Source organism: Micromonospora sp. NPDC049049, from assembly GCF_040649115.1.
Classification (GTDB): domain Bacteria; phylum Actinomycetota; class Actinomycetes; order Mycobacteriales; family Micromonosporaceae; genus Micromonospora.
Map to the genome: position 1 here is coordinate 6,850 of NZ_JBEZEX010000055.1, position 12,696 is coordinate 19,545.

The 12,696-nt window shown below is 71.8% G+C and carries 13 protein-coding genes and 1 tRNA gene; 8 read left to right on the forward strand and 6 right to left on the reverse strand.

Translation table 11 applies throughout. The annotated features are described in order from the left end of the window. Window positions 1-144: 144 nt before the first annotated feature. Together AB0B68_RS31445 and AB0B68_RS31450 are read left to right on the forward strand one after the other, a co-directional pair. Entirely contained in the window at window positions 145-705 is a 561-nt protein-coding gene (locus AB0B68_RS31445; protein ID WP_357264588.1) for a hypothetical protein, read from the forward strand. Between the two features lie 102 nt (window positions 706-807). Next, a complete protein-coding gene (locus AB0B68_RS31450) occupies window positions 808-2,139 on the forward strand; it encodes an NAD(P)/FAD-dependent oxidoreductase (RefSeq protein WP_357207102.1) in 1,332 nt (443 codons plus the stop codon). A 110-nt stretch (window positions 2,140-2,249) separates the two neighbouring features. Here AB0B68_RS31450 and AB0B68_RS31455 read toward each other — a convergent pair whose 3' ends face one another. Continuing rightward, window positions 2,250-4,109 carry a hypothetical protein gene (locus AB0B68_RS31455; RefSeq protein ID WP_357264591.1) on the reverse strand — a complete coding sequence of 620 codons (1,860 nt, stop codon included), beginning with the start codon at window positions 4,107-4,109 and terminating at the stop codon, window positions 2,250-2,252. A 101-nt stretch (window positions 4,110-4,210) separates the two neighbouring features. On the opposite strand from AB0B68_RS31455, the gene AB0B68_RS31460 reads away from it, so the two are divergent. From AB0B68_RS31460 to AB0B68_RS31475, 4 genes are all read left to right on the forward strand, one after another. Beyond that, window positions 4,211-4,291: transfer RNA gene (locus AB0B68_RS31460), tRNA-Leu, on the forward strand. A gap of 106 nt (window positions 4,292-4,397) precedes the next feature. Next, complete coding sequence (locus tag AB0B68_RS31465; RefSeq protein ID WP_238679755.1) at window positions 4,398-5,213, forward strand: Bax inhibitor-1/YccA family protein; 816 nt, start codon at window positions 4,398-4,400, stop codon at window positions 5,211-5,213. A gap of 136 nt (window positions 5,214-5,349) precedes the next feature. Beyond that, a complete protein-coding gene (locus tag AB0B68_RS31470) occupies window positions 5,350-6,108 on the forward strand; it encodes a Bax inhibitor-1/YccA family protein (protein ID WP_355005641.1) in 759 nt (252 codons plus the stop codon). Window positions 6,109-6,155: 47 nt separating this feature from the next. Then, window positions 6,156-6,476 (forward strand): hypothetical protein, encoded by a 321-nt coding sequence (locus AB0B68_RS31475; RefSeq protein WP_357207335.1) that lies wholly within the window; start codon window positions 6,156-6,158, stop codon window positions 6,474-6,476. 12 nt (window positions 6,477-6,488) lie between these two features. Here the strand turns inward: AB0B68_RS31475 and AB0B68_RS31480 are convergent, their stop codons facing one another. The 3 genes from AB0B68_RS31480 to AB0B68_RS31490 form a co-directional block, all read right to left on the reverse strand. Further along, complete coding sequence (locus AB0B68_RS31480; protein WP_357264594.1) at window positions 6,489-7,751, reverse strand: acetyl-CoA C-acetyltransferase; 1,263 nt, start codon at window positions 7,749-7,751, stop codon at window positions 6,489-6,491. 77 nt (window positions 7,752-7,828) lie between these two features. Beyond that, window positions 7,829-8,641 (reverse strand): SGNH/GDSL hydrolase family protein, encoded by an 813-nt coding sequence (locus tag AB0B68_RS31485; protein ID WP_355005638.1) that lies wholly within the window; start codon window positions 8,639-8,641, stop codon window positions 7,829-7,831. Further along, window positions 8,638-9,687, reverse strand: coding sequence for an SGNH/GDSL hydrolase family protein (locus AB0B68_RS31490; RefSeq protein WP_357207328.1), 1,050 nt, complete (start codon window positions 9,685-9,687; stop codon window positions 8,638-8,640). Before AB0B68_RS31490 ends, AB0B68_RS31485 begins: the two co-directional genes overlap by 4 nt. Before the next feature lie 150 nt (window positions 9,688-9,837). On the opposite strand from AB0B68_RS31490, the gene AB0B68_RS31495 reads away from it, so the two are divergent. Together AB0B68_RS31495 and AB0B68_RS31500 are read left to right on the forward strand one after the other, a co-directional pair. Then, a complete protein-coding gene (locus AB0B68_RS31495; protein ID WP_112582466.1) occupies window positions 9,838-10,194 on the forward strand; it encodes a YkvA family protein in 357 nt (118 codons plus the stop codon). 73 nt (window positions 10,195-10,267) lie between these two features. Beyond that, window positions 10,268-11,638 (forward strand): cystathionine beta-synthase, encoded by a 1,371-nt coding sequence (locus AB0B68_RS31500; RefSeq protein WP_355005636.1) that lies wholly within the window; start codon window positions 10,268-10,270, stop codon window positions 11,636-11,638. Window positions 11,639-11,789: 151 nt separating this feature from the next. On the opposite strand, the gene AB0B68_RS31505 is transcribed toward AB0B68_RS31500, so the two are convergent. Together AB0B68_RS31505 and AB0B68_RS31510 are read right to left on the reverse strand one after the other, a co-directional pair. Beyond that, window positions 11,790-12,299 (reverse strand): GNAT family N-acetyltransferase, encoded by a 510-nt coding sequence (locus AB0B68_RS31505; protein ID WP_357207324.1) that lies wholly within the window; start codon window positions 12,297-12,299, stop codon window positions 11,790-11,792. After that, window positions 12,296-12,696, reverse strand: a 401-nt coding sequence (locus AB0B68_RS31510) for an MBL fold metallo-hydrolase (protein ID WP_357264597.1), incomplete at its 5' end; no start/stop codon positions are given. The genes AB0B68_RS31510 and AB0B68_RS31505, both read right to left, overlap by 4 nt.

The following is a 12,696-nucleotide window of genomic DNA, read 5'->3' on the forward strand; positions in this document are numbered from 1 at the left end:
AGCCCCGCAGTCGCGAACGGAAGGCGGGTGCGGTGAGCGCGAGGAGTGAGCTTGCGAGCCCCGCAGTCGCGAACGGAAGGCGGGTGCGGTGAGCGCGAGGAGTGAGCTTGCGAGCCCCGCAGTCGCGAACGGAAGGCGGGTGCGGTGAGCGCTCTGGTGGAGCGGGTTCGGGCGGCGCAGTACGCCGTCGCTCGCGTCAGCGTGGCCCCGCTGCTGGTCCGGGTGGGGATCTTCGTCATCGTGTTTGCCGGGTTCGCTCTGGCGTTCCCCGCGGAGGTGCTTTCCGGCCGGTCGATCTTCTTCCTGGCGGTGGCCGCCCTGTTGCCCGCGTTCGGGCCGCGCAAGGTCTGGACGACCTTCACGGCGTTGGTCACGGTGGGCGGTTGGTTGCTCGCCACCGATGGGTACGGCCGTCCGGTCGCCCTCTGGCGGCTGCTCGCCGTCGCGGCCCTGCTCTACCTGGGTCACACCCTCTGCGCGCTGGCCGCGTTGCTGCCCTATGACGCGATGGTGGACCCCGAATTGATCACCCGGTGGTTGGTGCGGTCGTCGGCCGTGCTGTTGGGTTCCGCAGTGCTCGGAGTGCTGTTGTTGCAGGCGACGGGTACGGGCGGGGGTGCCGGACACCAGTGGGTGACAGTGCTGGGGCTGCTGATGGCGGTGGGGACGGCAGTGTTGCTGGGCTGGCTCCTGCGACGTCGGTGACCACTGCGTTCCGAGGGTTACGCAGGTCACATGGGTTGTGCTCCGTCACAGATGGGGGCCGCGAGCGGGATTACCTGAGCCGGCCGGGGAAAGATAGACAACGTGAATCCGAAGCGGATCCTTGTGGTTGGTGCAGGGCACGTCGGTCTGTACGCGGCGCTGCGCCTGTCGAAGAAGCTCAGCTCCCGTGAGGCTGAGGTCATGGTGGTTGACCCCCAACCCCACATGACCTATCAGCCGTTCCTGCCGGAGGCGGCGGCGGGCAACATCTCCCCGCGGCACTCCGTGGTGCCGCTGCGACGGGAGTTGCGCCGGTGCAAGATGGTGGCCGGCACGGTCACGCGGATCGAGCACGACCGCAAGGTGGCCACCGTCCAGCCGATCAGCGGCCCGGCCCGGGAGATCACCTACGACCACGTGATCGTGGCCCCGGGTTCGGTCTCCCGCACCCTGCCGATCCCCGGTCTGCACGAACAGGGCATCGGGTTCAAGACCATCGGCGAGGCGATCTACCTGCGCAACCACGTGCTGGATCGGCTCGACGTGGCGGCCGCCACGCCGGATCCGGACGTCCGCCGTTCGGCGCTGACCTTCACCTTCGTCGGCGGTGGGTACGCCGGCATCGAGGCGCTCGCCGAGATGGAGGACATGGCTCGCGACGCCCTGCGGTACTACCCGGAGCTCAAGCAGGACGAGGTCCGCTGGGTCCTGGTCGAGGCCACCCAGCGGGTGCTGCCCGAGGTCGACCGGGACATGGGTGCGTACACCGTGCAGCAGTTGATGAAGCGCAACATGGACATCCGGCTGGACACCCGCCTGGAGTCCTGCGTCGACGGGGTGGTGAAGCTCTCCGACGGTGACAGCTTCCGCTCCGACACGATCGTCTGGACCGCCGGTGTGAAGCCGTCGCCGATGCTGGACTCGACCGACTTCCCGCGCGACGACCGTCGACGGATCACCTGCCTGCCCACGCTCCAGGTGGTCGACGGTGACCGGGTGCTCGAGGGCGCCTGGAGCGCCGGGGACTGTGCCGCCGTGCCGGACCTGACCAAGGAGCCGGGCAACTTCTGCTCGCCGAGCGCTCAGCACGCTGTGCGCCAGGCCGCCCGGATGGCCGACAACATCGCGGCTGTGATCCGGGGTCGCGAGCCGGTGAACTACAAGCACAAGCACGTCGGCAGTGTGGCGAGCCTCGGCCTGCACAAGGGCGTGGCCCAGGTGTACGGGATCAAGATGACCGGTTGGCCGGCCTGGGTGATGCACCGGACGTACCACATGAGCCGGATCCCGTCGTTCAACCGGAAGGTCCGCGTGGTGGTGGACTGGTCGTTGGCGTTCTTCCTCAAGCGCGAGGTGGTCGCCCTGGGCCAGCTGCACGACCCGCGCGAGGAGTTCGTCGAGGCCTCCCAGCCTGTCGGCGCGCCCCGCGTCTGACCAGAGACAGACGCCAACCCCGTCGATCTTGCACTTCCGGATGCCGTGATGCGCCTTCTGGTGCGTCTTGTCCGGACAGGAAGTGCAAGATCGGCGGGGTTTTGGCTGGTCTAGACCCGCCACGTCCAGGCGTCGGCGATGCGGGTGGGCGGGCCGTAGAGCTGCTCCAGGGTTGCTCGCAGAGCGTCCGCGTGGGGGGTTTCGTCGGTGAGCGCCACACAGGAGGCGCCCCAGAAGTCCGCGTCGCGCACGGCCTGGCGGCGCTGCTCGTCGCCGATGGCCGGTTGGTCACCGCGGCGGGCGACATCCGCCAGTAGTGCGGAGGTGGGCTGCTTGAAGGTGCCCATCGCCGCGCTGCCGCCCCTCCCGTACGGGCCGATGAAGAAGCCTTCCGGCAGCCCGAAACCCGCGTCGGCGGCGGTCGCCCAGCGCATCGGCCAGGGCTCCTTCGGGGTGGGCAGTGGCACCGGGACCAGCACCCCGCCCGGCGGTACGCACTGCCGCCAGTGGCCGCCGGTGATGAATTCCGGCACTGCGGGTCGTCCGGCGGTCGGCAGGGGGGTCGGGAAGATCGGTAGCAGCGCCGCGCCGACGGCCAGCGGCACCAGCCGCCGCGCCCGGCCGGAGCTGCGCAGGGCCCGGTCGACCGCGAGCACCAGCAGCGTGGCGACGATCGGCAGCAACGCCAGCGCGAACCGCATCGGCAACGCCCCGTCCACCACCGGCAGCCCTCCGATCAGGGCGTACGGGCCGGGGACCGCCGTCCTGGTGCCGCCGAGCACCACCTCCGGGCCGAGCGAGAGCGCCCCCATCACCAGGCCCGCCACGACGCAGGCGAAGACCAGCCGGCGTCGCCCGGCCCAGATCGCGCAGACCGCGGCGACCAGCAGCAGTGGCCAGCCGAGGAACGTGTTGTACTCGGCGGGCCCGGTGGTCAGCCGGGCGGACTCGCCGCTGCCGGCAACCGAGAGTGGCGAGAGCGCCCACCAGCTGCTCAGGTCGGCGGAGAAATAGGCAGGGGTGAACATCCCGTCGGCGACTCCCTGCGGCCCGGCGAACTGGAACCACAGCGGATAGCCGAGCACCAGCAGGGCGAGCCCGGCGGCGATCGCCAACCCGCCGGCGAACCCGGGAAGTGCCCGGCGGGCCAGGTCCCGGTCCGCCACGGCGTAGCTGATCGCCATCGCCAGCAGCGTGATCGCGGCGAGGAAGAGCACCTCCTCGCCGATGAAGACCTGCGCGCTGACCGCGCCGGCCAGCCCTGCGGCAGAGGTGAACAGTCGCCGACGGTCCGGCCCGGTGGCCCGGGTACTGCCGGCTTCGTCGGGGGTGCCGGGCCCCGGGTCGGCCGCCCGCAGCAGCCGGACCACCAGCCAGACGATCACCGGCACCAGCCACTGGGCGGTCATGTGCAGGTGGCTGTTTGTCTGCGACACCATGCCGGGTCCGAATCCGCACAGCCCGCCGCCGAGTGCGGCGGCCAGCCGGCGGACGCGCAGCGTCCGGTGGAACAGCAGGTACCAGGCGAGTGCGGTGCCGGCGAGGTTGCCGGCGGCGAGCAGCGCGAAGGTGACCGGCGCGCCCAGCAGCAGGGTGACCGGCGCGAAGAGGACGCCGAGGGCGATCACAGTGGTGTTGGCCATCAGGTTCACACCGTCGGGAGCGTTGAGCCGGTCGGTGAGCAGGTCGAAGTCGCCGAGCAGCGCGCGGGCGTCCACCGCCAGGAACCACTCGTAGAGGGTCTGGTCCGCCGGGTTGAGTGCCAGGATGCGCCCGCTCGGGTCGGGCCACAGCCCGTGGGTGAGCCAGCCGGCCAGCGCCGCGAAGAGCAGAGCGGCCAGCAGATCCGCCCGGTGGCGGCGGACGGCGGCCAGCAGCCGGGTGGCCCGGGGTCGGCGGTTGGCCCGATCGGCGAGGCGGAATGCCTGCTCAGGGGCGGCGTCGGGGGCCGTGGGGGCTGCGCTGCTCACGGCATCGACCCTAATGTGGCCAGGCCGGCGGGGTACGCCGGGTCGCCGTAGACCGGCTACGGTGACACTGCACCAGGCGTGTCGGCGCGCCGGTGCCACTCGCCCGGGTGGTGGAAAGGCAGACACGGCCGCCTTAAAAGCGGCTGCCGAAAGGCGTGCGGGTTCGACCCCCGCCCCGGGCACCGGTCGACTCACACATTCTCATTCGTGATCTCCAGGACTTGGCTCTGCCGTTTACTCTTGGAGGGCACGTTCACGTGCAAACGACCCCCTGAGGGAGGCCAGACAGTGAAGACCTCGAACCCGGTGCTCGCCCGGCTCGGCCAAGCGGCCGAGCGGGAGCGCTCCGCCGGGTACGCCCCGGCCGGGCCGTACGGACAGCCCGGCATTCCCCAGCAGTACCCGTCCCAGGCCGACTACCCGGCCGCGCCACCCACTGTGGCGCCGATGACCGTCGACGACGTGGTCGTCAAGACGGTCGCTCTGCTCGGCATTCTCGGCATCACCGCCGCGGCCGCCTGGGTGCTCGTTCCCGACGCGCTGGTCGGTACCGCCTGGATCGGCGCGGCGGTCGTCGGCCTGGTGCTCGGCTTGATCATTTCGTTCTCCCGGATGGCCAACCCGGCGCTCGTGATCGCGTACGCGGTCGTCGAGGGTGTTTTCGTCGGCATGGTCAGCAAGGCGTTCGAGACGGCCTACGACGGCATCGTGCTCCAGGCCGCCGCAGCCAGCTTCGGCATCTTCTTCCTGATGGCGATGCTCTACCGGGCGAAGGTCATCCGGGCCACCCCGGCCTTCGTCAAGGGCATGATCGCCGTGATGGTCGGCCTCTTCGCGGTCATGATGATCAACCTGGTGCTGGCGCTGTTCGGCGTCAACACCGGTCTGCGCGACGGCAGCCCGCTCGCCATCGGCTTCAGCCTGGTCTGCATCGTGGTCGCCTCGCTGAGCTTCGTGCTCAGCTTCAAGGAGATCGAGGACGGCGTCCGGATGGGCCTGCCCCAGCGCTACTCCTGGGTGGCCGCGTTCGGCATCCTGGTCAGCCTGGTCTGGCTCTACATCGAGATCCTGCGCCTGCTGAGCTACTTCCAGGGCGACGACTGACCTCGTCCGCACTGCCGACCGGCGCCCGCCCCCACTCCGGTGAGGGCGGGCGCCGTCGTCCGCGCCGTTTGCCCGCCGCCGCCGGTCCGCCGGGGGCAGAGTGACTTCGGGGGGTACGCGGGCTAAGGAGGCGGCGGTGCGCAGCAACAACCCGGTGCTCAACCGGCTGGACGAAACCGGCCGGGTGGAGGCCCGGGTGCTCGGCGCCCGTGACGTCGAGCCGATGACCGTTGACGACGTGGTGGTCCGTACCGTCGGGTTGCTGCTGGTGACCGGCGCGGCCGCGGCGGTGTCCTGGGCGGTGATCCCCGACGCGGTGTGGCTGGGCGCAGCGCTGGCCGGCAGCGCGCTCGCCTCGATCGCGCTGGTCCTGGTCATCTCGTTGCGGAGGATCACCAACCCGGTGCCGATCGTCGGCTACGCCATCCTCCAGGGGCTGCTGCTGGGGGTGGCGAGCCGCACCTTCGAGCAGGTCTATCCGGGCATCGTGGTGCAGGCGGTGGCGGGTACCTTCGGCGTCTTCCTCGGCATGGCGGCGCTCTACCGGGCCCGGGTGATCCGGGCGACGCCCCGCCTGGCCCGCCTGGTGATCGGCACCCTGCTCGGCATCGCCGTGCTCAGCGTGGTCAACCTGGTGTCGTACCTGATCACCGGGCGGTCGGGCCTGGCGGTCTACAGCGTCAGCGGGCAGGTCGGCTGGCTGCCGTACGCCTTCTCGGTGGTGGCCATCATCGCCGGGGCGTTCAGCTTCATTCTCGACTTCGATCTCGTCGAGCGTTCGGTGCGGGACGGCCGAGCCCGTCGGTACGCGTGGCTGAGCGCGTTCGGCCTGCTCACCGGGTTGGTATTCCTCTACTGGCAGTTGCTGCGGCTGCTCAGTTACCTGCGCCGCTGACCGGCCCGACCCGGACGCGGCCGGTGTCAGCCGTAGACTCGGTGGCGATGAGCGCAGCGGAGTTGGACAAGGCCGTGCAGTTGCTGGTCCGTCAGATCGCGCACTGGCAGCAGCCCCGGTGGGCGGCGGCCGCGACCGCCGGCAACGTGTCCCGCGCCGACCTGGTGCACCGCCTGGTGCAGGAGGTCGCCAACCTGGCCGCCGACGCCGAGGGGGAGCCCCGTCGGGTGGTGCCCCGGCTCGACAACGACCTGGCCCTACCCGATCAGTTGCGGGTGGTCACGGCGGACCTGCTGGCCGCCCACCCGGGGCCCGAGGCGCTGGCCCGGGCCGCCGCCGAGGTGACGGCGACCCGCAGCGCACTCTGAGGGCAGCTCGGCTCAGCTGAGCCGTTCGAGCACCATTGCCATGCCCTGACCACCGCCCACGCACATGGTCTCCAGACCGATGGTCTTGTCGTGCCACTCGAGTGAGTTGAGCAGGGTGCCGGTGATCCGGGCACCGGTCATGCCGAACGGGTGGCCGACCGCGATGGCCCCGCCCATCACGTTCAGTTTCTCCTCCGGGATGCCCAGCTCGCGGTAGGAGGGGATGACCTGCGCGGCGAACGCCTCGTTGATCTCGACGAGGTCGACGTCGTCGATGGTCATGCCGGCTCGGCGCAGCGCCTGCCGGGACGCCTCGACCGGCCCGAGACCCATGATCTCCGGCGACAGGCCTGTCACGCCGGTCGAGACGATCCGGGCCAGCGGGGTGAGCCCGAGTTCCTCGGCCCGCTGGGCGCTCATCACCACCACTGCGGCGGCGCCGTCGTTGAGGGGGCAGCAGTTGCCGGCGGTGATCCGACCGTCCGGGCGGAACACCGGCTTCAGGCCGCCGACCGCGTCGAGGGTGACGCCGGCCCGGGGCCCGTCGTCGGTGCTCACCACTGTGCCGTCCGGCGTGGTGACCGGGGTGATCTCCCGGGCCCAGAAACCGTCGGTGATGGCCTTCTCGGCGAGGTTCTGGCTGCGTACGCCGAACTCGTCCATGTCGGCGCGGCTGACGTCGTACACCTGGGCCAGGTTCTCCGCGGTCTGCCCCATGGACAGGTAGATGTCGGGCAGTTCGCCGGCCTCACGCGGGTCGGTCCACACCTCGGCGTCGCCCTGCGCGCGGCGCTTCGAGCGCTCAGCCGCCGTCCCGAAGCGGGGGTTCTCCCAGCGGCCGCCGACCAGGGCCTGCGCCTCGGGCGGCAGCCCGTCGGAGCTGCCCCGGGCGTAGCGGGAAACCATCTCCACTCCGGCGGAGACGAACACGTCGCCCTCGCCGGCCCGGATGGCGTGCATCGCCATCCGGGTGGTTTGCAACGAGGAGGCGCAGTAGCGGGTCAGCGTGGCACCGGGGACAGTGTCCAGACCGAGGAGGGTGGACACCACCCGGGCCATGTTGAAGCCCTGCTCGCCGCCGGGCAGGCCGCACCCGAGGTAGAGGTCGTCGATCGTGGTCGGATCGAGCGCGGGGATCTTGTCCAGCGCGGCCTGGACGATGGTCGCGGCGAGGTCGTCGGAGCGGACGTCGCGCAGTGAACCCTTGTGCGCCCGGCCGATGGGGGAGCGGGCGGTGGCGACGATGACGGCGTCGCGGGACGACTCAATCGGCATGGACCAACGTTAACCCGCCGGTAACATCGCGCGGAAGAAGCGGACGCGGCGGGAAATGTCACCCTGGTCGGGGCGATCTAGCGCCGGGTCGTGGCCGCCGCCGCAGCGACGATGGCGGGCAGCAGCGCGTGCGCCCACACCCGGTAGCCGTCGGCGGAGGGGTGGAAGCCGTCCTGGCAGAGCGTCCCGGCATCGGCCCGGAACACCGGCCCGGTCTCGGTGGCCAGGTCGACCACCGAGCCGCCCGCCTCCAGCACGGCAGTGGTCTGCGCGCGGGCCACCCGACGCCCGGACCAGCCGACCACCTGGCGCAGCGGAGGCGCGATGGCACGCACGGCCCCGAGGTCGGGGCAGGTGCCCACCACCACCTCGACACGCGCCTCGCGCAGGCGGTGCACCGCAGCGCCGAGATAGGCCGCCGCGTCGGAGGGCCGGCGCAGCCCGGTGGCGTCGTTCGCGCCGATCAGGATCAACGCCACGTCTGGCCGCTCGCCGAGCAGGGCCCGGGCCACCTGGGTGGCGAGGTCCGTCGAGCGGGACCCGGAGACGCCGACGCTGGACAGGTGCACCCGGCGGCCGGCCGGGCCCTCGGCGAGCAGGTTGGCCAACTGCCCGCCGATGGTGTCCTCCAGACGGTCGACACCGACGCCCAGTGCCGACGAGTCGCCCAGCAACACCAGCCGCAGCGGGGCAGCGCCCGCCCGGCCGATCGTGGCGCGCAGGGCAAGGCCGAGCTCCGGTTCGGCGTAGCGTCGGTGCCGGGCGATGAACGCCTCACCTGCGAGGACGGCGGCGCCCCCGACAGTGCCGGCGAACAGCGAGATCGCCGCCGCCCGACCCAGTCGGCCGGCGACGCCGGAGGTCACGCTCCGCGCGCTGCGCTCGTTCATGCCAGTCCCTCCACTGTCGAGGTGTCCGAGGCGGACCCGTGCTGCGGCACCGCGCCGACACCGAAGAACGCCCGTCGGCGCAGCTGCGCCCACCGGCCGGCCGGCCCCCGATCGCGGCCTCGCACCTGGACGCCGCTGACCTCCGTGCCGGCGTGTCGGGCCGCCTCCTGCGCGGCCCTCGGCAGCGACCGTACGCCGTCCCCGAGTGTCGGTGTGGCCCGTCTTTCCGGGGTCGCGCCGAGGGCGGAGAGCATCGTCGGCAGGAGCGCGGCGGCGGCCATCGCGTACCCCTCGGCGGAAGGATGGAACCGGTCCCAGGCGAACATCCGGGTCGGCTCGGCCACGAACCGGGGGCCGAGCAGATCACCGAGGGAGACCGTCCACCCGCCCGCCTCGACCACGGCCACCGTCTGGGCGGCCGCGAGCTGGCGGCTCCAGCGGTGCGCCAGCCAGCGCAGAGGCGGCTGGATCGGGCGGATCGCGCCCAGGTCGGGGCAGGTGCCGACGACCACCTCGCACCCCGCGTCACGCAGGGTGTGCACCGCCTCGACCAGGTAGCGCACCGCCAGGCCGCGCGGGGTGCGGTTGGTGATGTCGTTGCCGCCGATGAGGATCACCGCGATGTCGGGTCGGCACTCCAGCGCCGCCTCCACCTGGTGGCGCAGCGCCGCCGAGATGGCGCCGACCACCGCGAAGCGGTGCAGCTGCACCGGCCGGTGCAGTCGACGGGACAGGCCGGTGGCGAGCAGCGCCCCGGGCGTCTCCCGACGGCGGTGCACCCCGTAGCCGGCCGCCGACGAGTCACCGAGCACGACCATGGTCAGCGCCGGGCCGGGGAACTTCGCGCCGTACATTCCGTCGCAGCGGGGCGGCGGCGCCTCGGCCATCGGGATGGTCCGTCGCGCCTGGCGGGCCTGGCCGACCAGCACCCCGCCGGTCGCCACCACGGCCGCCGCTGTGGCGCCCGTCCCGATGGCCGCCAGCAGGGCGACGCGCCTGGCCTGCCGCCAGCGCTCATCGGGTACGACGAAACCTGCCACCCCCATGTCTCGACATTATCGCGCTGGCCCGACACACCGCTGTCGTCGTGACGGCACCCGGGTGCCTGGAAACCGACGCGACGGGGTACCTGGGTTCCAGAGGCCGGCCGACTTGCGCCGACCCGCCACGCTGATCCGGCGGAGAGGAGCGCGACGATGGGTAAGACACTGAAGCGCAGCGCGGCGTTCACGGCCCTGGCGCGGGCCCTGGCGGCCGGGGCGCGCAACGGGCCGTCGATCGGCACGCGGTTGGCAGCGCTGCCCCGGATGATCAGGGCCACCACCAAGGGGGAGTACGACGGCGGTCTTCGGCTGGCCCTGATGACCGCGGCGACGGCGTACATCGTCTCGCCGATCGACCTGCTCCCGGAGATCCCGCTGGCGATCTTCGGGCTGGCCGACGACGCGGTGATGGTCACCTGGTTGGCTGGCAGCGTGCTCGCCGAGACCGACCGGTTCCTTGAGTGGGAGGCCCGCCGCAGCTCGGTCATCCCCGGGGGGTTGGTGCCCTGACGACACGTACGCTGGGCGGTGAGCAATCGTCTTCCCGGTCGCCCACCGCCGGCGCCGCAACGAAGGGCACACCGTGCAGTACTACGACAACGTCGTCGACATGATCGGAAACACCCCGCTGGTGCGTCTGCGTAACGTCACCGAGGGCATCCAGGCCACAGTGCTGGCCAAGGTGGAGTACGTCAACCCGGGCGGCTCGGTGAAGGACCGGATCGCGCTGCGGATGGTGGAGGACGCCGAGGCCGCCGGCCTACTCAAGCCCGGTGGCACCATCGTCGAGCCGACCAGCGGCAACACCGGTGTCGGGTTGGCCCTGGTGGCCCAGCTCAAGGGCTACAAGTGCGTCTTCGTCTGCCCCGACAAGGTCAGCCAGGACAAGCAGGACGTGCTCCGGGCGTACGGCGCCGAGGTGGTGGTCTGCCCGACCGCCGTCGCGCCGGAGGACCCGCGCTCCTACTACAACGTCTCGGACCGGCTGACCCGGGAGATCCCCGGCGCCTGGAAGCCCAACCAGTACAGCAACCCGGCCAACCCGCGCTCGCACTACGAGACGACCGGTCCGGAGCTGTGGAAGCAGACCGACGGCGAACTCACCCACTTCGTGACCGGCGTCGGCACCGGCGGCACCATCTCCGGCATCGGCCGCTACCTCAAGGAGGCGTCCGAGGGTCGGGTGCGCGTCATCGGGGCCGACCCGGAGGGCTCGGTCTACTCCGGCGGCACCGGCCGTCCGTACCTGGTGGAGGGCGTCGGCGAGGACTTCTGGCCGGAAACGTACGACCGGGGTGTCGCCGACGAGATCGTGGAGGTCTCCGACAAGGCGTCCTTCGAGATGACCCGGCGACTGGCCCGCGAGGAAGGGCTGCTGGTCGGCGGTTCCTGCGGCATGGCGGTGGTCGCCGCCCTGGAGGTCGCCCGCCGGGCCGGCCCGGACGACGTGGTGGTGGTGCTGCTGCCCGACGGCGGTCGCGGCTACCTCTCCAAGATCTTCAACGACTCGTGGATGGCCCGGTACGGCTTCCTCGACAACTCGGGCGCAGAGCCGACGGTGGCCGACGCGCTGGCCAGCAAGCCGGGCGGGCTGCCCGAACTGGTGCACGTGCACCCGACCGAGACCGTCCGCGACGCGATCGACTACATGCGCGAGTACGGCGTCTCGCAGCTGCCGGTGCTCAAGGCCGAGCCGCCCGTGGTGACCGGTGAGGTCGCCGGCTCGATCGCCGAGCGGGACCTGCTCGACGCGCTGTTCACCGGCCAGGCCCACCTGCACGACACGATCGAGCGGCACATGGGCGACCCGCTGCCGATGATCGGCGGTGGTCAGCCGGTGAGCGAGGCGGTGGGCATGTTGGAGAAGTCCGACGCCGCGCTGGTCCTGGTCGACGGCAAGCCCAAGGGCGTCCTGACCCGCCAGGACCTCCTGTCCCACCTGGGAGCCCACTAACCCCGCCCCCCGCCCCCCGCCCCGCCCCCGCCCCGCCGATCTTGCACTTACTGTCGCCCGAACGCGGCTCTTGTCAGGTTTTGTCCCGACAGGAAGTGCAAGATCGGCGCGGGTTGGGTGGGGTGCGAGGGCGGGGGTGGGGTGGGGTGGGTTAGAGGGGGCGGGTGTAGCGGATCTGGGGCGTTAGGGCGTTGCCTATGTGTTCCGCGCGCTCGGCGCCGGTGGGGGTCCAGCCGCCGCGTTCGTAGAAGGAACGGGCGTGGGCGTTGTCCCGCAGCACCCAGAGCACCGCGCGCCGCCAGCCCTGCGCCCGCATGGCGTCCAGGGCGTCCACCATCAGGGTGCGGCCGACGCCGCGGCCCTGCTCGGCAGGGTCGAGGTGGATCGCGTTGAGCAGCCCGGTGGCGGGGTCGTCCTCGTCGTCCGGGCCCAGGTGGCTGAACCCGACCAGCGTCCCGGCCCGCTCGGCCACTGTCATCCGGTGGGTGTCCCGCTCCCAGATCCACCGCTCGACCCAGTACCGCCCCATCGCCTCCGGTGTCGGGTCGGCCAGTGCCTCGGCCGGCACGAAGGCGGAGTACGCGGCGACCCGGGAGCGCTGGTGCAGGGCACCCACCGCCATCAGGTCGCCTTCGGTCGCGGGGCGGAGCGTGACGGTCACCCGGCCGAGGCTACCCGGCGGGGCGGAACCTGCACCGTGGTCAGATCCTCGGCGATGATCAGTTCGCCGTCGAAGTGCGCGCGCGCCTCGTCGTGGAACCGGCGTGGGTCGGGATAGCGCTGGGAGAAGTGGGTGAGCACGAGCCGGCGTACCCCGGACTCGGTCGCCACCCGGGCGGCCTGCGCCGCGGTCAGGTGACCGACCTCGGCGGCGAGCGCGGCCTCCGACTCCAGGAACGTCGACTCGATGACCAGCAGGTCGGCGTGCTCGGCGAGGGCGTACACCCCGTCGCAGAGGCCGGTGTCCATCACGAACGCGAACCGCTGCCCCGGCCGGGGCACGCCCACGTCGGCCCGGGTGACGCGGCGTCCGTCGACGTCCAGGTGCCCGACGCGGA